Source organism: Streptomonospora sediminis, assembly GCF_054778995.1.
Genome location: NZ_BAAGYZ010000036.1, coordinates 121,220 through 141,491 on the forward strand (window position 1 = coordinate 121,220; position 20,272 = coordinate 141,491).

Annotated in this window: 19 protein-coding genes; 12 read left to right on the forward strand and 7 right to left on the reverse strand. The window is 71.6% G+C overall.

The annotated features are described in order from the left end of the window. Positions 1 to 112 precede the first annotated feature (112 nt). The 5 genes from ACYVD5_RS09530 to ACYVD5_RS09550 form a co-directional block, all read right to left on the reverse strand. Positions 113 to 1,273 (reverse strand): glycerate kinase family protein, encoded by a 1,161-nt coding sequence (locus ACYVD5_RS09530; protein WP_461000584.1) that lies wholly within the window; start codon positions 1,271 to 1,273, stop codon positions 113 to 115. Between the two features lie 93 nt (positions 1,274 to 1,366). Then, positions 1,367 to 1,990 carry a PspA-associated protein PspAB gene (gene pspAB, locus ACYVD5_RS09535; RefSeq protein WP_461000585.1) on the reverse strand — a complete coding sequence of 208 codons (624 nt, stop codon included), beginning with the start codon at positions 1,988 to 1,990 and terminating at the stop codon, positions 1,367 to 1,369. 76 nt (positions 1,991 to 2,066) lie between these two features. Next, a complete protein-coding gene (htpX, locus tag ACYVD5_RS09540) occupies positions 2,067 to 2,981 on the reverse strand; it encodes a zinc metalloprotease HtpX (RefSeq protein ID WP_461000586.1) in 915 nt (304 codons plus the stop codon). Between the two features lie 415 nt (positions 2,982 to 3,396). Then, a complete protein-coding gene (gene pspAA / locus ACYVD5_RS09545; protein WP_461000587.1) occupies positions 3,397 to 3,681 on the reverse strand; it encodes a PspA-associated protein PspAA in 285 nt (94 codons plus the stop codon). Beyond that, positions 3,678 to 4,484 carry a PspA/IM30 family protein gene (locus ACYVD5_RS09550; RefSeq protein ID WP_461000588.1) on the reverse strand — a complete coding sequence of 269 codons (807 nt, stop codon included), beginning with the start codon at positions 4,482 to 4,484 and terminating at the stop codon, positions 3,678 to 3,680. The genes pspAA and ACYVD5_RS09550 overlap by 4 nt, the downstream gene beginning before the upstream one ends. A gap of 117 nt (positions 4,485 to 4,601) precedes the next feature. On the opposite strand from ACYVD5_RS09550, the gene ACYVD5_RS09555 reads away from it, so the two are divergent. Together ACYVD5_RS09555 and ACYVD5_RS09560 are read left to right on the forward strand one after the other, a co-directional pair. Next, the gene (locus ACYVD5_RS09555) at positions 4,602 to 5,237 is read left to right on the forward strand and encodes a DUF3043 domain-containing protein (RefSeq protein ID WP_461000589.1); all 636 of its coding nucleotides are present in this window, start codon (positions 4,602 to 4,604) and stop codon (positions 5,235 to 5,237) included. A 141-nt stretch (positions 5,238 to 5,378) separates the two neighbouring features. Continuing rightward, a complete protein-coding gene (locus ACYVD5_RS09560; RefSeq protein ID WP_461000590.1) occupies positions 5,379 to 6,380 on the forward strand; it encodes an aldo/keto reductase family protein in 1,002 nt (333 codons plus the stop codon). A 118-nt stretch (positions 6,381 to 6,498) separates the two neighbouring features. Here ACYVD5_RS09560 and ACYVD5_RS09565 read toward each other — a convergent pair whose 3' ends face one another. Next, positions 6,499 to 6,705: a hypothetical protein gene (locus ACYVD5_RS09565; RefSeq protein ID WP_461000591.1), complete on the reverse strand. Its 207-nt coding sequence runs from the start codon at positions 6,703 to 6,705 to the stop codon at positions 6,499 to 6,501. A gap of 325 nt (positions 6,706 to 7,030) precedes the next feature. Between ACYVD5_RS09565 and ACYVD5_RS09570 the strand changes: the two genes are divergently transcribed. The 9 genes from ACYVD5_RS09570 to ACYVD5_RS09610 all read left to right on the forward strand — a co-directional run bounded on the left by ACYVD5_RS09570 (position 7,031) and on the right by ACYVD5_RS09610 (position 17,830). Continuing rightward, positions 7,031 to 8,044, forward strand: coding sequence for a bifunctional adenosylcobinamide kinase/adenosylcobinamide-phosphate guanylyltransferase (locus ACYVD5_RS09570; protein WP_461000697.1), 1,014 nt, complete (start codon positions 7,031 to 7,033; stop codon positions 8,042 to 8,044). Between the two features lie 104 nt (positions 8,045 to 8,148). Next, on the forward strand, positions 8,149 to 8,901 hold the full coding sequence (locus ACYVD5_RS09575; protein WP_461000698.1) for an adenosylcobinamide-GDP ribazoletransferase: 753 nt from the start codon (positions 8,149 to 8,151) through the stop codon (positions 8,899 to 8,901). Positions 8,902 to 9,206: 305 nt separating this feature from the next. Next, positions 9,207 to 10,712: a leucyl aminopeptidase gene (locus tag ACYVD5_RS09580; RefSeq protein ID WP_461000592.1), complete on the forward strand. Its 1,506-nt coding sequence runs from the start codon at positions 9,207 to 9,209 to the stop codon at positions 10,710 to 10,712. A gap of 92 nt (positions 10,713 to 10,804) precedes the next feature. After that, positions 10,805 to 12,181, forward strand: coding sequence for a dihydrolipoyl dehydrogenase (gene lpdA, locus ACYVD5_RS09585; protein WP_461000593.1), 1,377 nt, complete (start codon positions 10,805 to 10,807; stop codon positions 12,179 to 12,181). Positions 12,182 to 12,257: 76 nt separating this feature from the next. Continuing rightward, entirely contained in the window at positions 12,258 to 13,745 is a 1,488-nt protein-coding gene (gene sucB, locus ACYVD5_RS09590) for a 2-oxoglutarate dehydrogenase, E2 component, dihydrolipoamide succinyltransferase (protein ID WP_461000594.1), read from the forward strand. Positions 13,746 to 14,123: 378 nt separating this feature from the next. Then, entirely contained in the window at positions 14,124 to 15,014 is an 891-nt protein-coding gene (locus tag ACYVD5_RS09595; RefSeq protein ID WP_461000595.1) for a TIGR01777 family oxidoreductase, read from the forward strand. 28 nt (positions 15,015 to 15,042) lie between these two features. Continuing rightward, complete coding sequence (gene lipB, locus ACYVD5_RS09600) at positions 15,043 to 15,753, forward strand: lipoyl(octanoyl) transferase LipB (RefSeq protein WP_461000596.1); 711 nt, start codon at positions 15,043 to 15,045, stop codon at positions 15,751 to 15,753. Positions 15,754 to 15,810: 57 nt separating this feature from the next. Next, a complete protein-coding gene (gene lipA / locus ACYVD5_RS09605) occupies positions 15,811 to 16,752 on the forward strand; it encodes a lipoyl synthase (protein ID WP_461000597.1) in 942 nt (313 codons plus the stop codon). 331 nt (positions 16,753 to 17,083) lie between these two features. After that, positions 17,084 to 17,830, forward strand: a complete 747-nt coding sequence (locus tag ACYVD5_RS09610) for a DUF4191 domain-containing protein (protein WP_461000598.1) — start codon at positions 17,084 to 17,086, stop codon at positions 17,828 to 17,830. Positions 17,831 to 18,026: 196 nt separating this feature from the next. Here the strand turns inward: ACYVD5_RS09610 and ACYVD5_RS09615 are convergent, their stop codons facing one another. Next, positions 18,027 to 18,473, reverse strand: coding sequence for an RDD family protein (locus tag ACYVD5_RS09615; protein WP_461000599.1), 447 nt, complete (start codon positions 18,471 to 18,473; stop codon positions 18,027 to 18,029). 316 nt (positions 18,474 to 18,789) lie between these two features. Here ACYVD5_RS09615 and glnA point away from each other — a divergent pair, with 316 nt between their 5' ends. Next, positions 18,790 to 20,214, forward strand: a complete 1,425-nt coding sequence (gene glnA, locus ACYVD5_RS09620; RefSeq protein WP_461000600.1) for a type I glutamate--ammonia ligase — start codon at positions 18,790 to 18,792, stop codon at positions 20,212 to 20,214. Positions 20,215 to 20,272: the final 58 nt, after the last annotated feature.

A 20,272-nucleotide genomic window follows, 5' to 3' on the forward strand; every position in this document is an offset into this window, starting at 1 on the left:
GCCGATCCGGATGTGGACGGATCCGGCCCGGTGCGGGGGGATCGGGCGGTGTCCGCTCCCCCCCGCAGGGCCGCGCCCCGGCGCGCAGCCGGGATCACACCGGTGGCCGGACTCACGTTACCGGGCCGTCGCCGCTGTTGCGGTCGGTGGCCGTGCCCGCCGCACGGGCGGAGGCTCCCGACCAGCGCCGGGCCACATCGGCTGCCAGCTTGCGCAGCTCCTCGGCCGACCGGCTGAGCGCGGCCTCGGTGGAGCCCGCCGACTCCACCAGCGAGTAGGTCTCGGTGATACCGGCGGCCGCGGCCTCTTGGCGGCCCACTCCCACCGCGCCCGCCAGCACCACGCAGGGCACTCCCTGGTCGGCGGCCGCCCGCGCCACCCCGTGGGGCAGCTTGCCGCGCAGCGACTGGGTGTCGAAGGAGCCTTCGCCGGTGATGACGAGATCGGCGGCGGCGACATCTTCGGCCAGGCCGACGGCGCCCAGCACACGGGCGATGCCCGACTCGACCGTGCCGCCGATGAGCAGCATGCCGTATCCCAGCCCGCCGGCGGCACCGGCGCCCGGGCAATCGCGCAGGCCCCCGCGGTCGGTGGCGTCGGCAAAGGCCGCCAGCGCGGTGTCGAGGCGCTGCACCTGGTCGGGTCCGGCGCCCTTCTGCGGACCGAACACGGCGCTGGCGCCGGTCAACCCCAGCAGCGGGTTGTCGACGTCGGTGGCGGCGACGATGGTGGCGCCGCGCACGGCCTCCTGCGCAGCGGAGAGGTCGACCGGGTCCCGGAGGCCGGCGAGCGCCGCGCCGCCGCCTGCGAGTGCGGCACCGGGTGCGGCACCCAGTGCCGCGAGCATGCCGGCCCCGCCGTCGTTGGTGGAGCTGCCGCCGAGGCCGACCACGACGCTGCGCGCACCGGCGGCGACCGCCTGGGCGATCAGTTCGCCGACACCGCGGCTGGTGGTGCGGCCGGGGTCGCGCCGGCCGTCGGGGACCAGGTGCAGACCGCAGGCCTGGGCGCTTTCGATGTAGGCGGTGGCGCCCGACACCAGGTACTGCGCCGGTACGGGGCCGCCGAGCGGGCCGGTGATCTCGGTCTCGTACAGGGTGCCGCCGAGAGCGGTATGCAGGACCTCGACGAACCCGGGGCCGCCGTCGGACAGGGGCAGCAGCCGGGCCTGCACCCCGGGATCGGCGGAACGCCACCCTGCGGCGACGGCCTCGGCTGCTTCGACGGCGCTGAGAGTGCCGGCGAACTTGTCAGGAGCTATGACGATACGCACCCGACCAGTGTGCCGTGCGCCTCATCGCCGCCGGCAGCCGGGAGCCGCAGAGGCGGCACGGCGGTGCCTACGGCTTGCGGTCCCGGAGCCGGATTACAGTCCGGGGGCTCCGTAGACGGGGAACCAGCGTGCCTTGTCCTGCTCAATGGCCAGGTCGTTGCCGACCGCCGCCTCGACCTGCAGTTCGAAGGCGTTGTCGCGCCGCTGGCCCGACAGCGGGGCGAACGGGTAGAAGGTGCCGCGCTTGTAGAGATAGACGAGGGCCACCCGGCGGTCGTTGGCGTCGGTGAACGCGACCAGCGAGCACAGCAGGGAGGGGCCGAACCCGTGGGCCTCCAGGGAGGAGTTGACCGCGTGGATGTCGGTGACCAGCTCGCTGATGCCGCTCTCGCCCGCGCCTGCGGGCGGGGCAGCGGGACCGGCCGTGTCCTGCTGCCCCGGTTCGATTGCCTGCAGCACCAGCCAGGTGTAGCCGTACTCGTCGGCGACGGCTTCGACGTCGGGGCCCTCGTCGGCGTTGAGCAGGTCGGTGACGCTCTGCTGCAGCTCGGTGAATGCCTGGCCTTCGGCGGCGCGGAAGGCCACCGACCCGGTCCCGGTCGGCCGCAGCCCGGCCGCGGCCTGCAGGGTGATGGCGGCCGAGGGCAGACCGAACAGGGCGTCGAGGTCGGGCTGGGCCGGCTTGGAGCGGCCCAGTAGCGCGCGCAGGAAACTCATGTCGGAGGTCCTCCCCGTGTTCGGCGTGCGGATGCTGCTCGCAGGCGTCCGGCCGCGCTGCGCGAGGACGGCGCCCTCAGGCGCCGCTACCCAACTGCCGCGAGATGCCGGAGAGCTGGGACAGGCGCTGCTCCATCGGCGGGTGGGTGGAGATCAGGCTGCTGAGGCTGAACCCCTTTTTGGAGACCGCGGGGGTGAAGAAGAACGCGTTGAACGGTTCGGCCCGGCGCAGGTCGTTGGTGGGAATGCGGGCCATGTCGCCGTTGATCTTGGTCAGCGCGCTGCCCAGGGAGGAGGGCTTGCCGGTCAGGTAGGCGGCGGCCCGGTCGGCGGAGAGTTCGCGGTAGCGCGACAGGAGGCGGGTCAGTAGGAAGCTCAGCACCCACACAAGGGCGCTGACCAGCACCACCGCCAGGGCCACCAACGCGGGGGCGGGCCCGTTGTTGCTGCTGCGGCCGCCGAACATGGCGAAGCGCAGGCCCATTTGGGTCAGGAAGCCGGCCAGGATGCCGAGGAATCCGGCGATGGTCATGACCATCACGTCGCGGTGGGCGACGTGGGAGAGCTCGTGGGCGAGCACGGCTTCGAGCTCGGCGGTGTCCAGGCGGCGCATCAGGCCGGTGGTGGCGCAGACGACCGCGGTCTTGTTGTTGTGTCCGGTGGCAAAGGCGTTGGGTACATCGGTTCTGGCGATGGCGACCTTGGGTTTGGGCATATCGGCCATGGCGCAGAGCCGGTCGATGACACCGTGCAGCTCCGGCGCCTCGTCGGGCGAGACCTCGCGGGCTCCCATGGCGAAGACGGCGATTTTGTCGGAGGCGAAGTACTGGAACGCGGCGACGCCGAGGACGACCAGGACCAGCAGCCACAGCGGCATGCCGACCAGCACCAGCGCGATGATGAACGCTACGTACACGATGCCCAGCAGGGACATGGTGGTGATCATGCGGACGGTCAGCCCGCGATCGGGGATGAACTTCGAACCAGCCACGGCGGCGCTCCTTTGTCCGCTACTCGACGGTTCGGCGCCCGGCCGCAGCCGGGCCCCTTCCGGCCGGTGCGCGGGCGCGCCTTTGGCGGGCGGCCCACCCGACCGGACACTTGCAGTCTAACCAGCGCAAACGCCCATTCCCGCCGATGCGCAGCGGGGCGGGCGCGCCGGGCGGGACCGGTGCGGCGAAGCGGGGCGGCGCGGGCCGATCGAGCGGGTGCGGGCGCGGCGGGTGATCGCGGCGCCGGTGTCCGGAGCGGAGCCGGGCGCAGTCGGCGCGGCGCAGCCGGCGCAGGCCCGGGCGCGGCCGAGCGCGCGTGCCGGGCCCGGAAAGCACCGAAGCCGCCGCGCCAAGGCGGCGGCGTTCGGTGGACAGCCGACCGGGAAAACGGTGTGAAAAGGGCTTCCCCGGAGTTCAGGCGAGGTCGGGGATGAGCCCCTCGTCGCCGAGCATGGACCGGACCTCTTCCATGCCGGCGTCGGCGTGGGGCAGGATGAACTGCGAGGGCTCCAGAGAGTCGGCCGGCAGCGGTTTGCCGTCCTGGCGCACGCGCGCCAGCAGGTCGCGCAGCGCCGTGCGGAACGTGTCCTCGCTACCGGACTCGATCGCCTCTTCGAGGGTGCGGTCGAACTGGTTGAGCAGGTCGAGGTCGGCCTCGCTGAGGTCGAGCTGGCCCTCGCCCATGATTCGGACGATCATGCGCCCTCCCCCTGCCGGTAGGGCTGGGACCGGCTGCCGTTGGCACCGCCCCCGGAGCGCGACCCGCCCTCTTCGATCTGGGGCGTGGAGCCGGAGTCGGAGCCGCCGCCCAGTTCCTGTTTCATGCGCTCAAGCTCGAGCTCGACGTCGCTGGTGCTGGCCATCCGGTCGAGCTCGGACTGGATGTCGTCCTTGGAGGAGCCGGTGACGTCGTCGAGCGCGCCGGAGGCGAGGAGTTCGTCGACCGCGCCGGCGCGGGCCTGCATCTCGGAGGTCTTGTCCTCGGCACGCTGCACGGCCATACCGACGTCGCCCATTTCCTCGGAGATACCCGAGAAGGCCTCGCTGATCTGGGTCTGGGCCTGGGCGGCGGTGTAGGTGGCCTTGATGGTCTCCTTGCGGGTGCGGAAGGAGTCGACCTTGGCCTGCAGGCGCTGGGCGGCCAGGGTCAGTTTCTGTTCCTCGCCCTGGAGTTGCTCGTGCTGCTGGCGCAGGCCGTCGATCTGGGACTGGAGCCCCGAGCGGCGGTTCAGCGCCTCGCGGGCAAGGTCCTCGCGGCCCTGCTGCAGCGCCGAACGGCTCTGGGTCTCAAGTTTGCCCGACTGCTGCTCCAACTGCTGGACCTGCAGCTCGACCCGCTTGCGGGAGGTGGCGACGTCGGCCACGCCGCGCCGGACCTTCTGCAGCAGCTCAAGCTGCTTCTGGTAGGAGTAGTCAAGGGTCTCGCGCGGATCCTCGACGGAGTCCATGGCCTTGCTGGCCTTGGACTTGAAGATCATGGAAAGTCGCTGAAACACGCTCATCGGCGTGGCCGTCCCCTTCTCGGTCCGTGTATCGGCTGTTCCCGGCGGGCGCTGCATCCAACCCTACGCGCTCGCGCGAAGGGTCGCCATGAAGCTCGGACCGGCTACCCTGTAGACGTGTTCCGACGTCGCTCCGTTCCCGCATCCGAAGATCCGGCCGTATCCGGCCCGGCCGCTGCTGAGGCCACCCAACCTAAGGGATATACCCCTAAGAAGGGCTCGCCAACTCCCAAACGCCGCGAATCCGAGGCTGGACTGCGGCGCCCCGAGAACGCGCCGCAAACGCGCAAGGAGGCCTACAGGGCCTACCGCGAACGCCAGGCGCGCGAGGGCCAAGGCAAGAGCAAGGCACGCCCCGCCGGCGCCGCCCCCGGCGAAGACCGCCACTTCCGGCCGCAGGACCTCGGCCCTGTCCGGGCCTATGCCCGCGACGTGGTCGACTCCCGGCGCAGTGTCAGCGAGTTCTTCCTGTACTTCTCGCTGGTCGTCATCGTGCTGCTGTTCCTGCCTTTCCCGCAGTTCCAGCTTGCGGTCACCTATGTGCTGTGGCCGGCCATGATGGTCACGCTGGTGGCCGAGGGCATCTTCGTCGCCAACCGCGTCAAGCGCCAGGCGGGCGAACTGTTCCCCGGCGACTCCACCGTGCGCGGCGCCGGCCTGTACGCGGCAATGCGCCAACTGCAGATCCGCCGCCTGCGCCTGCCCAAGCCGCGCCTCAAGCCGGGCCAGGCCGTCCCCACACCCGGCCGCTAGGGCTGCTACGGCCGATTCCATGGCCGGGGCCAGGGCCGCACCGCCGGATCGCGCGCCGGTCCGCCGGTTGCCTCCGCCGGTGCGGCGTTTCACGTACCCGCCGCACCGGCCCGCGGACGCCTCCGGCGTAAGGTTCTCGGCATGGAATTCCGGCATCTAGGCAACAGCGGTCTGGTCATCAGCGAGATCGCTTACGGAAATTGGATCACCCACGGATCCCAGGTCGAGGAGGAGGCCGCCACCGCGTGCGTGCACGCGGCGCTGGAGGAGGGCATCACCACCTTCGACACCGCCGACGTCTACGCGCAGGGGCGCGCCGAAGAGGTGCTGGGGCGCGCGCTGAAGGGCGAGCGGCGCGACGGCCTGGAGATCCTCTCGAAGGTCTACTGGCCCATGGGCCAAGGCAAGAATGATCGCGGACTGTCGCGCAAGCACATCGTGCGCGGCTGCGAGGACTCCCTGCGCCGGCTGGGCACCGACTACCTGGATCTCTACCAGGCGCACCGGTTCGACTACGAAACCCCGCTGGAGGAAACCCTCCGGGCCTTCGACGACCTGGTGCGCCAGGGCAAGGTCTGCTACATCGGGGTTTCGGAGTGGCGGGCCGACGAGATCGAGCGGGCGCTCAAGCTCGCCGACGAAATGGGCCTGGACCGCATCGTGTCCAACCAGCCGCAGTACAGCATGTTGTGGCGGGTCATCGAGCCCGAGGTCGTGCCGGCGAGCCGGCGCGGCGGGCTGGGCCAGATCGTGTTCTCCCCCATCGCCCAGGGCGTACTCACCGGAAAGTACCGCCCCGGCCAGGCCCCGCCTGCCGGCTCGCGCGCCACCGACGAGACCGGCGGCAAGTTCATCAGCCGCCTGCTCGACAACAGCGACGTGGTGGAGCGCGTGCAGGGGCTGGCGCCGCTCGCCGAAGAGGCCGGGCTGAGCATGGCCCAGCTGGCGGTGGCCTGGGTGCTGCAGAACGACAACGTCTCGGCGGCCATCATCGGCGCCTCGCGCCCGGAGCAGGTGCACGACAACGCCGCAGCGGCGGGGCGGCTCCTCGACGCCGACCTGATGCGCCGCATCGACGAGGTCCTCGGCGACACCGTCAACCGCGACCCGGCCGGAACGGTCAGCCCGCCGCAGCGTCCCTGATAGGTCTTACCGGCACCGGTCCCAACCGGGTGCCGGGCGGAGTTCGACGATCGTGCAGAAATGCCCAAATCTGGCGCCAGATTTGGGCATTTCACACGACAGCGTGCCAGACGACACGTCAGGCGGGGTCGTCCAGGCTCATCGTGTAAACGGGCCGGTCGTCCTCCAGCAGGGTGACCCGGGAGGCCCCGCCCTCGACCAGTTCCCGCCAGGTCTCCCCCAGCCAGGTCTCGGCGTCGCCGCGCGAAGAGAACTGCTCGCCCGGCAGGGCACCGTCCTCCAGGGGCTTGCCGTGCTCGGTCTCGTACCGCCAGCTCCAGGCCATGTGGCCGCCCTTCCCGCATCCGAATCGCAGTTGCGCATCCCCGCACCCGGTTCCGGGCGCACGGGGTCTTCGAGCATAGGCTGTGCCCACTGCGTGCAACCGGCCCCGGCGCGCCCCAGGGCCGCGCCGGTCCGCAGGTGTTGCAGCCGCGGGGTGCGCTGCGCCGCCGCGGACTCCGCGCGACCCTTCCCTGCCCCGATGCTGTTAACTGGCCAACGTGCGAATCCGACTTTCCGGCACCTCCGGACCTTCCGGCTGGCCTGCGCCGCAGTGCCGCTGCGCCTCGTGCAACCGGGCCGCCGAAAACCGCCGCGTCCCGCTGCGGATCTCGGTTGACGGCGTGCTGACGCTCCGCGAACCCGGGGAGGGCGCCGTCTCGGCTCCCCCGGCCGGATACGCGGTTGACATCACCCCCTACGGCACCCGCGTGGTGGGCCCCGGCGGCGGACGCCTGCTGCTGGCGCGACCCGACGCGCCCGCGGATCCGCCCGCGCCGCAGGACACCGCCGGCGCGGCAGAGGGCACGACCGACGGCGGCGGCACCGATCCGGCCGCGTGGGCGGCCGACCACCGGGCCGATGTCGCCATCGTCGACGTCGGCCGGTCGGCGGCCGCGATCGGCGCCCTGCGCCGGGCCGGCGTGGTCACCACGACCACCGCGGTCCTGGCCGTGGGCGGCGACCACCGCGTGCACTCCCCCGCCGAGTTCGACCGCCGCGCCCGGCTATGGGGCGCCTCCTCGCCCGCCGACGGCCAAGAGCTGTGGTGCCCCCCGGCGGCGTGGCCGCCGGAGCGCGCGCACGGGCCGCACCGGGTGCTGATCACCGGCGGCGCCCGCTCGGGCAAGTCGGCCGAGGCCGAACGGCGGCTGCTGGGCGAGCCCGACGTGTGCTACCTGGCCACGGGGCCTGCTCCCGACGGCGACCAGGCGTGGGCGCGGCGGGTCGCCGAGCACCGCGCCCGCCGCCCCAGCTGGTGGAAGACCGAGGAGACCCCTGACGCCGCAGCGGTGCTGCGCGGGGCCGGCGGCGCGGTGCTGTTCGACTGCGTGGGCACGTGGCTGGCCGGAGCGATGGAGTCCTGCGGGCTGTGGCAGGACGACCCGCCGCCGGATGCCCAGGAAGCGCTTTCGGCGCGGGTCGCGGAACTGGTCGAGACCTGGCGGCGCTGCCCGGCCTATCTCGTCGCCGTGACCAACGAGGTCGGCTCGGGCGTGGTCCCGGCGACGGTGAGCGGCGGCCTGTTCCGCGACTGGCTGGGCCGGGTGAACCAGCTGCTGGCCGCCGAGTCCGAAGAGGTCGTGCTGGCCGCCGCAGGACGCATAACGGAACTGCCGTGAGCGGCTCCTCCGGCTCGGAACCCGGCGGCTCCGGCGGCGGCGGTGCCGACCGCTCCCAGGGCCAGGGCGCGGGGCCGCTCCGGGACGCGTTCGACGGACTGCGCATGGCGGCGGGCACGCTGACCGCGGTGCCGGTGCCGGTGGCGCGGGTGGACCGGAGCGTGGCGGGCTGGGCGATGGGCCTGGCGCCGCTGGTGGGTGCGGCGCTGGGTGCGGCCGCCGCGGCGGTGCTGGCCGCCGCGGCGCTCGCCGGCCTGCCCGGCCTGTTGGCTGGAGCGCTGGCGGTGGGAACCCTGGCGCTGCTGACCCGCGGGCTGCACCTGGACGGGCTGGCCGACCTCGCCGACGGGCTGGGCAGCGGCCGGGCCGCCGAGGGTGCCCTGGAGGTCATGCGGCGCTCCGACATCGGACCTTTCGGGGTGGTCAGCCTGGTACTGGTGCTGCTCATCCAGTCCGCGGCGCTGGGCGCGGCCACCGACACCGCATTGGCGGCCGGGGTGGCGGGGCTGATCACCGCGGGCGCGGCCGGCCGCCTGGCCATCACCTGGGCGTGCACCCCGCACGTGCCCTCGGCCCGGCCCGAAGGGCTCGGGGCGTTCGTTGCCGGGACGGTGCCCTACTGGGCGGCGGGGTGCGCCACCGCGGCGGTCCTGCTGCTCGCCGCTGCGGCCGGCGCCGCCGGCGTGGGCCTGTTCGCCGCGGCCTGCGCGGCGGCGGCCGCCGCCGGCGGGGTCGCCGCCGCCCTCCTGCTCGCGCGGGCCTTGCGCCGCACCGGCGGTATCACCGGCGATACCCTCGGCGCGCTCTGCGAGACCGCGGCCACCGCAGCCCTGGCAGTGGTCGCCGCCGCAGTGTGACCCGCGGCGGCAGCCGCGCCCGCGGCCCGGCACACCGCCGCCGCGCGGTCGGAAGTGGTTCGGATGTGTTGGTATCGTCACATCCCTTCACACCCGCACACCGCCGGACCGTATGCGGCCACACCGCGGCGCCTGCGGGCGATCAGCGGGGCCGCCGCCGCTCACACCGGAAACCCCGCGCGCTTGCGCGGCGCTTTCCCAGCGGCTTCGCGGCAGCGGCGGCCGGCGCGCCAGTCCGCGGCAAGCACGGCCACGCCGCGGGGCTGCGTGCCCGGCGGCACGTCACAAGGGCTAGCATCGGGTGCGTGAGCACGTCGTTGACAGTTACTACGGAATCCCCCGGTTCGCTCAACGTCGACGCGGTTGTGGTCGGCTATTACGCGGCGGACGACGGACCCTTGCCGGCGTCGGGCGCCGAAAGCGTCGACACCGCATACCCCGGCGGCCTGGCCCGGACACTCTCGCTGCTCGGCGCCACAGGTGCCGCCGAGGAAGTGCACAGTGTCCCCAGCCAGGGCGCGCTGAGCGCCCCGGTGGTGATCGCGGTCGGCCTGGGTGCGCCCCCGGGCTCGGGCTCCGGCCCCGACCCCGACGCCCTGTCCCGCGCGGCCGGCGCGGCGCTGCGCTCCCGCGGCACCGAGCAGTCCCGCATCGCGCTGGCGCTGCCCGCCGGCACCGCCGAACTCGTCGAGGCCGGCGCACTCGGTGCCCTGCTGGGCGATTACTCCTTCACCCGGTACCGCACCGGCGATGACACCCGTTCCCCCGCCACCGAACTCTTGGTCGCCAGTGCCGCCGAAGGCGCCGGGCAGGCCGCCGAACACGCCGAGGCCATCGCCGCGGCCGTGGTCCTCAGCCGCGACCTGGTGAACACTGCTCCCGCCGACCTGGTGCCCGAGGACCTGGCCGGCGCCGCCACCGAGGTGGCGCGCGAAACCGGCCTGGACGTGCAGGTCCTCGAAGAGCAGGAACTCGCCGAGGGCGGCTACGGCGGGCTGATCGGCGTCGGCCAGGGTTCCGACAACCCGCCGCGCTTGGTCCGCTTGGAGCACACCCACCCTGAGGCGCGCAGCACGATCGCGTTCGTGGGCAAGGGCATCACCTTCGACTCCGGCGGCCTGTCGCTGAAACCCGCCGGCTCCATGGACTGGATGAAGTCCGACATGGCCGGCGCCGCGGCGGTCCTGGGCGCGATGGGCGCCATCGGCCGGCTCCACCCGGCCGTCAATGTCGTGGCCTACCTGGCCATCGCCGAGAACATGCCGGGCGGCAGCGCCCAGCGCCCCTCCGATGTGCTGACCATCTACGGCGGCAAGACCGTCGAGGTGCTCAACACCGACGCCGAGGGCCGCCTGGTCATGGCCGACGCCCTGGTGCGCGCGCACGAGGACTCCCCGGACCTGATCGTCGATGCGGCCACACTCACCGGCGCGCAGTTGACGGCGCTGGGCAGCCGGGTGTTCGGCGTCATGTCCAACGACGACGGTGCGCGCGATGAGGCGGTGGCCGCCGCCACCGCAGCCGGCGAGCAGGCCTGGCCCATGCCGCTGCCCGCCGAACTGCGCCAGGGCCTGGACTCCTCGGTGGCCGACATCGCCAACGTGGCCGGCGACCGCATGGCCGGCATGCTCAGTGCCGGTGTGTTCCTCAAGGAGTTCATCACCGAGGGCACCCCCTGGGTGCACGTCGACTTCGCAGGCCCGTCCTTCAACCAGGGCCGCCCCTTCGGCTACACCCCGAAGGGCGGCACCGGTGCCGTAACCCGCACCCTGGTGCGGATCGCGGAGAACCACGCCGCGCGCGAGAACTGAACCACCGCGGCGGCCGGGCGCCACCCGGGCCCGCCGCGCGGAGCGTCCGATCCAGACGAACATTCACATCCACATCAAGGAGTGTCCTTCCCGTGAGTGAGAACGGCGGCACCTTCGACCTGGTGATCCTGGGAGCCGGCAGTGGTGGCTACGCCGCCGCCATCCGCGCCTCCGAGCTGGGCATGAAGGTCGCCCTGATCGAGAAGAACAAACTCGGGGGCACCTGCCTGCACGTCGGCTGCATCCCCACCAAGGCGCTGCTGCACTCGGCCGAGGTCGCCGACGCCGCGCGGGACAGCGAGACCTTCGGCGTCAAGGCCAGCTTCGACGGCATCGACATGCCGGGCGTCAACGCCTACAAGGACAAGGTCGTCAACCGCATGTTCCGCGGGCTGACCGGCCTGATCAAGTCGCACGGGATCACCGTGGTCGAGGGCGAGGGCCGGCTGACCGGGCGCGACGAGGTCACCGTCGGCGGCACCGTCTACAAGGGCACCAACATCCTGCTGGCCACCGGTTCCGTACCCAAGACCCTGGGTCTGGACATCGACGGCGAGAAGATCATCACCAGCGAGCAGGCGCTGGAGATGCAGCAGGTGCCCAAGTCGGTGGTGGTGCTGGGCGGCGGCGTGATCGGCGTCGAGTTCGCCAGCGTGTACCGCTCCTACGGCGCCGAGGTCACCATCGTCGAGGCGCTGCCGCACCTGCTCCCGCTGGAGGACGAGTCCACGTCCAAGCAGCTGGAGCGGGCCTTCCGCAAGCGCGGCATCAAGTACGAGCTCGGCACCCCGTTCGAGAGCGTCAAGACCACCGACTCCGGCGTCAGCGTCACCCTGCAGGGCGGCAAGACCCTGGAAGCCGAGACCATGCTGGTGGCCATCGGCCGCGCGCCGGTCTCTGAGGGGATGGGCTTCGAGGACGTCGGGATCCCGATGGAGCGCGGCTTCGTCAAGGTCGACGAGAACATGCACACCGGCGTGGGCAACATCTACGCCGTGGGCGACCTCATCCCCACCCTGCAGCTGGCCCACGCCGGTTTCGCCGAGGGCATCTGCGTCGCCGAGCAGATCGCCGGGCACAACCCGCCCGCCATCGACTACGACGGCGTGCCGCGCATCACCTACTGCGAGCCCGAGGTCGCCTCGGTGGGCCTGACCACTCAGAAGGCCAAGGAGAAGGGCTACGACATCGTCGAGCTCGACTACAACCTCGGCGGGAACGGCAAGAGCCAGATTCTGCAGACCCAGGGCTCGGTGAAGGTCATCGCGCAGAAGGACGGGCCCGTCCTGGGCGTGCACATGATCGGCTCCCGCGTGGGCGAGCTGACCGCTGAGGGCCAGCTCATCTACAACTGGGAGGCGCTGCCTTCCGAGGTGGCCCAGCTGGTGCACCCGCACCCCACGCAATCCGAGGCACTGGGCGAGGCGCACCTCGCACTGGCCGGAAAGCCGCTGCACGTCCACGAGTGAGGCGGCCGCGGGGCGGGCGGCGGCCCGCCCCGCCTTTTCTTTCCCCGCGTTTCGCACGTCCACTTAAGAGGAACCCATGCCGACTTCCGTTTCAATGCCCGAGCTGGGCGAAAGCGTCACCGAGGGCACAGTCACCCAGTGGATGAAGCAGGAGGGCGACTCGGTCAATGTCGACGAGCCCCTCCTGGAGGTCTCGACCGACAAGGTCGACACCGAGATCCCGTCTCCCGCTGCGGGGGTGCTGACCAAGATCCTCGTCGCCGAGGACGAGACCGTGGAAATCGGCGCGGAGATCGCGATCATCAGCGGGGAAGGCGAAGAGACCGGCGAGGCCGGCGGCGGGGCCGCTGCGCAGGCCGAGGAGCCCGCTGCGGCACCGGCCGAGCCGGCCGCACCCGAGCCGGAGCCGGAGCCGGCACCCGAGCCGGAGCCGGAGCCGGCACCCGAGCCGGCTCCCCAGCCCGCTGCCGAGTCCGCGCCCGCCCAGCAGCAGCCGCAGCCGGCACCGGCCGAGAAGCCCGCTGCGGCACCGCGCCCCAGCCGCGAGGACGTCACCCCGCCTGTCGATGTCGAGACGCTCAGCGGCAACGGCCGCACTGCAGGCACCGACGCCGTCACCGAGGCCTACGTGACCCCGCTGGTACGCAAGCTCGCCGCCCAGGAGGGTGTCGACCTCAGCACGGTGCAGGGCACGGGCGTGGGCGGCCGCATCCGCAAGCAGGACGTGCAGGACGCCGCCCGCAAGCGCCGCGAGGCTCCCGCTGCCGCTTCCGGCGGCGGTGCTGCGGCCGCGCCCGCGGCGGCGCACCCGCGCCGTCCGGTCGCCGCCGACACCCGGCTGCGCGGCACCACCGAGACCATGTCGCGGCTGCGCCAGACCATCGCCGACCAGATGGCGGAGTCGCTGCGGATCTCGGCGGAGGTCACCCAGGTCATCGAGGTCGACGTCACCGCCGTCGCGCGGCTGCGCGAGCGCGCCGCCGCGCAGTTCGAGGAGCGCGAAGGCGTCGCGCTCGGTTTCTTCCCCTTCTTCGCGCTGGCAGCGGTGGAGGCGCTGAAGGCCCACCCCAAGCTCAACGCCATCATCGACAGCAGCACCTACGAGGTCACTTACCACAGCATCGAGAACCTCGGTATCTCGGTCGACACCGAACCGGGCCTGCTCGTTCCCGTGGTCAAGGACGCCGGCGACCTCAACCTGGGCGGGCTGGCGCGCAAGATCGCCGACCTCAGCGAGCGGGCGCACACCGGCAGCCTCAGCCCTGATGAGCTCAGCGGGGGCACGTTCACGCTGGCCGACACGGGCGACGTGGGTGCGCTGTTCACCACGCCGATCATCAACCAGCCGCAGGTGGGCATCTTGAGCACCGGCGCGGTCGTCAAGCGCCCGGTGGTGGTCGACGACGCCGAGCTGGGCGAGGTCATCGCGGTGCGGTCGATGATGTACCTGGCGCTGACCCACGACCACCGGCTGATCGACAGTGCCGATGCGGCCCGGTTCCTGCAGGATGTGCGCGAGCGCATCGAAGAGGGCGCCTTCGAGTCAGAGGTGGGCCTGGCCTGAAGCACCGGCGGTGCGCCGGGGCGCCGGGGGGATCCGGCGGTCCGGCGCACCGGCGGTAGCGGATGCGCAAACGCGGACGGGGCGGCACCCGAGATCGGGTGCCGCCCCGCTTTTACCCCACCATTCACCATCCCCCTGGTGATCCCCATCACCAAAGGTCTGCGCCGACGGCGCCTGCACAGGGCGCCGTCTGGGAGGGGGACGCCCAACTACGTTGCGTCCCTCGCTCTTGACACTACGGTACTACCCCCCGCAGGGCGCTGCGGACGTTTCGCGGAATCCGGCCGCCGGGATCACCGGTTTGTACGGATGGTCACCACTTTGCGGCGTGCGGAGCCGGGGCGCGTGCCCGGCGCTGGAGCGGGTAATCCCTGCACCATGCGAGTCGCGATCACCGGAGCCTCCGGACTCATCGGCGGTGCCCTGGCCAACTCCCTGACGGGAGACGGCCACGAGGTGCAGCGCATGGTGCGGCGCTCCCCAACCGATATGGCCGAAGTCGAATGGCATCCCGAAAGCGGCTACGTCGACACCGATCGGCTGGCCGGCACCGACGCGGTCGTGCACCTGGCCGGAGCCCCGATCGGCCCCGCCCGCTGGACCCCGCGCTACAAGCGGGTGCTGCGCCAGAGCCGCATGCAGGGCACCGCGACCCTGGCCTCGGCGCTGGCCGCCATGGACGCCCCGCCGCAGCGGCTGGTGTCGGGGTCGGCAGTGGGCTTCTACGGCGACACCGGCGCCGCGGTCACCGGCGAGGACGGCCCGCGCGGCCGCGGGTTCCTCGCCGAACTGGTGGCCGACTGGGAGGCGGCCACAGCGCCCGCGGAGCAGGCGGGGATCCCGGTGGCGCACGCGCGCACCGGGATCGTGCTGGCGCGCTCCGGCGGCCTGCTGGGCACCCTGCTACCGCTGTTCAAGCTGGGCCTGGGCGGACGGCTGGGCAGCGGGCGCCAGTACATCTCCTGGATCGCGCTGGCCGACGAGGTAGGTGCGCTGCGGTTCCTGCTGGAACACCCCGGCATCACCGGCCCGGTCAACCTGGTGGCGCCCGAACCGGTCACCAACGCCGCCTACACCCGGGAGGTCGCACGCGCGGTGCGCCGGCCCGCCGTACTGGCGGTGCCGGGCTTTGCCATGCGCGCGGCGCTGGGCGGGTTCGCCGACGAGGCCGCGCTCGTCAGCCAGCGGGTGCGGCCCGAACGCCTGCTCACGGCCGGTTATTCCTTCCAGCGCCCGCACCTTGCCGGTGCCCTATCCGACATCGCCTGAGCCCGGGCCGGGGCATATGGTGGGATGTATGAGTGAGCTCGTCTTCGCCCGCCTCGGCGAGACCCCTGTCCCTTTCCACGAGGGGTGGGACCTCCAGAAGCGGGTGCACGCCGACCGTGTCGGCGGCCTGGCCCCCGATACCGTCCTGGTGCTGGAGCACGAGCCGGTCTACACGGCGGGCAAGCGCACCGGCCGCGACCGCCCGCTGACCGACCCCGGCGCCCCGATCGTCGATATCGACCGCGGCGGCAAGCTCACCTGGCACGGCCCCGGCCAACTGACCGTCTACCCGATCGTGCGGCTGGCCGACCCGATCGATGTGGTCGCCTACGTGCGCATGCTGGAAGAGGCGCTCATCGGCGCGATTGCCGAGTTCGGGCTCACCGGCATGCGGGTCGAGGGGCGCACCGGCGTCTGGCTGGCGGCCGACCCCGACCGCGGCCTGGCCGAGCGCAAGATCGCCGCGATAGGCTGCCGGATCGCCCGCGGCGTCGGTATGCACGGGTTCGCGCTGAACTGCGACAACGACCTCGCCTGGTTCGACCGGATCGTGCCCTGCGGCATCACCGACGCCGGCGTCACCACGCTCTCCGCCGAACTCGGCCGCGACGTCACGGTCGCCGAGGCCGTGCCCATCGTCGAACGCCACCTGGCCGCCGCCCTGGGAGCCACGAGCTACCGCAGCCGAGCGGGCGCACCCGAGCCCGCCGCGGCGCAGTCCGAGCTCGCCGGGGCCTGACCGCCGCGCCGTACCACCACCCTCCCCACAAGGGACGCAGGAAAGGAAGGGTCCGCGTTGACCATCGCTCCTGAGGGCCGCAAGCTGCTGCGGATCGAAGCGCGCAACAGCGAGACGCCCATCGAGAGGAAGCCGCCCTGGATCAAGATCAAGGCGAAGATGGGGCCGGAGTACTCCGAGCTGCACTCCCTGGTCAAACGCGAAGGGCTGCACACGGTCTGCCAGGAGGCCGGCTGCCCCAACATCTACGAGTGCTGGGAGGACCGCGAGGCCACCTTCCTGATCGGCGGCGACCAGTGCACGCGGCGCTGCGACTTCTGCCAGATCGCCACCGGCAAGCCCAGTCCGATGGACCGCATGGAGCCCACCAAGGTGGCCGAGTCGGTCCGCAAGATGGAACTGCGCTATGCCACCGTCACCGGCGTGGCGCGCGACGATCTCGATGACGGCGGCGCCTGGCTGTACGCCGAGACCGTCCGCAAGATCCATGAGCTCAACCCCGGCGGCGGCGTCGAACTGCTGATCCCCGACTTCAACGCCGATCCCGACCAGTTGGCCGAGGTGTTCGGGTCGCGGCCGGAGGTGCTCGCGCACAATATCGAGACCGTGCCGCGGATCTTCAAGCGGATCCGCCCCGGTTTCCGCTACGAGCGCTCGCTGGATGTCATCAGCAAGGCGCGCGCCGACGGCCTGGTCACCAAGTCCAACCTGATCCTGGGCATGGGCGAGGAACGCGCCGAGATCAGCCAGGCAATGCGCGACCTGCACGAGGCAGGCTGCGACCTGCTGACCATCACCCAGTACCTGCGGCCGTCCAAGCTGCACCACCCCATCGACCGGTGGGTCCGGCCCGAGGAGTTCGTGGAGCTGTCGGAAGAGGCCGAGGAGATCGGGTTCGCTGGAGTCATGTCGGGTCCGCTGGTGCGGTCCTCCTACCGCGCCGGCCGCCTCTACCAGCAGGCCATCGACAAGCGCGAGCGTGTTTCGGCCGACGGCTGACCGGATCGGCGCGACCCTGCGCCGGCGCCCCCGGGCACCCGCGCGGGGTCGGGCGAATCGCAACAGAACAACGTAACCAAGCTGAGACGGCGGCCGCCCGGCCGCCGTCTCACTTCCGCTCGCCCATGGCCCATATCCTGGAAAGGGACGGGGCGGGTGCGTTCGCGGCCCCACCCGCATCGGCGGGGCTCCCCGCACCGGCCACACCGACAAGGGCGCGCGCCTGAGGCCACCGGCGCGCCCCGCTGAGCAGGGTTCGACCGATAGGAGGATGGGCAGGAGAGGGATCGCTCCCGTCGGTGCACACCGGCGCACCCTGCCTGGAAACACAATGGCGAAGAAGCCCAAGGACACCAAGTCCCCCGCGACCCCGGCGCCCGGCGCCTCGGGCCAGGCCGGCGCGCAGAAACCCGCCGGCCGGCTGAAGCAGTTCGGCATGGTCATCCGGGTCGTCCACCAGCAGAGTCCCCGCACCCTGCCCATCTCCATCGGGATCTTTCTGGTAGTGGCCGCGCTGGCCGCTACCGGCGCGATGGTCTTCGGGGGGTGGCTGTACTGGGGGCCGCTCGGGTTCGCGGTGGCGTTCCTGGCCGGCTTCTTCTACTTCACGCGCGCGACCCAGCGGCTCCAGTACAAGATGCTCGAGGGCCAACTCGGGGCCGCATCGGCGGTGCTGGACAACATGCGCGGCGACTGGACCACCGAACCCGGCGTGGGCGCCAACCGGCAGATGGACGTCGTGCACCGCGCGGTGGGCCGGCCCGGCGTGGTGCTGGTCGGCGAGGGCGATCCGGGCCGGGTCAAAGGACTGATCGCCGCCGAGAAGAAGCGGGTGGCGCGCGTGGCCCACAACACGCCCATCTACGACTTCCAAGTGGGCAACGGCGAGTCGCAGCTGCCCATCTCCAAGCTGCAGCGGCAGATGGTCAAGCTGCCCCGCAACCTGGACAAGCGCGAGGTCGCCGAACTCCGCTACCGGCTCAAGGCGATGCCGGCCGCCATGCAGATGCCCAAGGGGCCCATGCCCAAGGGCTCGCGGATGCCCAAGGGGCCCAAGGCTCCGGGCGGCGGCAGCTGACACCGGGCGCGGGTGGCGCCCTGCCGGAGCGCGGCAACACGGGTGGCGCACGTGGCGCAGCAGATTCAATCCGGGCGCGGATTACGGTCGGCCGGATCCTCCGGGTCAAATCCGGTGCAGCCCAGCCCGGCCGGGTCGTTCCGGCGATCCGGCGATCCGGATCCGGTGTTCAGGGCCGGCGGTGCGGGCGCGGCGGTCAGATTCGGCGGGTGATGGTGCCGGAGAGCCGGTCGTGCAGTCCGCGGTGGTCGCGGTCGTAGACCACCGCCGGGATCACCAGGCACAGCAGCACGGTGCGCACCACCATCGCGACCGGCCAGGGCAGCGCCCGTTCGCCGGTTGCGGCGACCTCGGTGCCCACCATCCGCTTGCCCAGCGTGGCGCCGAAGACCGTCAGCATCACCGCCGTGTAAACGGCGAACAGCAGCAGGGCCGTGCCCGAGGTGAAGGTGGTGGCCGCGGGGTCGCCGCCGATTCCGCCGGTGGCCGCCGAAGCGACCAGGGCGCACAGCAGCCAGTCCAGTGACAGGCCGGCCAGCCGCCTGCCGATGCCCGGCACCGCGCCGGGCCCGTGTTCGGGCATCCCCAGCCGGTTGCCCCGGTAGCGGAACGGCGCCTGCTCGGCGCCTTCAGTGTTGGCCATGCTCACACGTTATCGGGCCGCAGCGGCGTTTCCGGTCCGGGTTAGGGTCCGGGGTTCCGGCCCGCGGCAGCGGTGCCGCCGCAGGCCACCGCACTCCGCCAGCGTGTCCGGTTTCGCGGTGTTAGAGCTGCTCAGGCACGATAGGAAGCTAAAAAGCCGGGCTCTGTAACGCGCAGGAAACATTGGAGACATGGACCGGAAATCGCCTGCTCCTAGCGTCGTTGACGTAGCCGGGAGGTTGCAGGGCAGGCGCTAGTTACCGCAAAGAGGCGGGCAGCCGACCGCGCGATCTCTTTCACCTGCACGGAGGTAACACTTGTTCAGCAGCGCCGAAGAACTTCTGGCCTTCACCCGGAGCGAGGACGTCAAGTTCCTCGACGTCCGATTCACGGACCTGTTCGGGGCCACGCACCACTTCACGCTCCCCATCGAGCACGTCGATGAGGGAACCTTCAACGAGGGCCTGATGTTCGACGGTTCGTCGATCCGTGGATTCCAGGCCATCCACGAGTCCGACATGCTGCTACTGCCGGACGTGAGCACCGCGGTCATGGACCGCTTCCGCGAGCACAAGACGCTGAACCTGACGTTCTTCGTGCACGACCCGTTCACTCGCGAGTCCTACAGCCGCGACCCCCGCAACGTCGCCCGCAAGGCCGAGGCGTTCCTGGACAGCACGGGCATCGCCGACACCGTGTTCGTCGGCCCCGAGGCCGAGTTCTACATCTTCGACGATGTGCGTTTCCAGACCCAGGAGAACGCGAGCTTCTACTACATCGACTCCGCCGAGGGCGCCTGGAACACCGGCACCCGGAACGGCGAGTCCAACCTGGGCTACCGGCCGCGCTACAAGGGCGGCTACTTCCCGGTCGAGCCGACCGACCACTACAGCGACCTGCGCTCGACGATGGTGCGCAACCTGATCGAGGCCGGTCTCGAGGTCGAGATCCAGCACCACGAGGTGGGCACGGCCGGCCAGGCCGAGATCGACTTCAAGTTCGGCAAGCTGCTCCCCACCGCCGACAACGTCCAGCTCTACAAGTACATCGTGAAGAACACGGCGTACGAAAAGGGCAAGTCGGTCACGTTCATGCCCAAGCCGGTCTTCGGCGACAACGGCTCGGGCATGCACTGCCACATGAGCCTGTGGAAGGACGGCGCCCCGCTGTTCTTCGACGAGTCGGGCTACGCGCAGCTGTCCGACACCGCGCGCCACTACATCGGCGGCCTGCTCAAGCACGCCTCGGCGCTGCTGGCGTTCACCAACCCCACGGTGAACTCCTACCACCGCCTGGTGCCCGGCTACGAGGCCCCCATCAACCTGGTGTACTCGCAACGCAACCGCTCGGCCTGCATCCGCATCCCGCTTACCGGGTCCAACCCCAAGGCCAAGCGCCTGGAGTTCCGGGTGCCCGACCCCTCGGCCAACCCCTACCTCGCCTTCTCGGCGATGCTCATGGCCGGGATCGACGGCATCAAGAACAAGATCGAGCCGCCGGAGCCGGTCGACAAGGACCTCTACGAGCTGCCCCCGGCCGAGGCCGAGGCCATCGAGAAGGTCCCCGCCTCCCTCGACGCGGCGCTGGAGGCCCTGGAAGCCGACCACGAGTTCCTACTCGAAGGCGGCGTCTTCACCCAGGACCTGATCGAGACCTACATCGACTACAAGCGCACCGAGGAAATCGACTCCCTGCGCCTGCGCCCGCACCCGCGCGAGTTCGAGCTGTACTACGACATCTAAAGATGCCGCAGGTCAGGCCGCATAGAACCTGACCCGGACCGTCCCAGGCCGCGGGCCG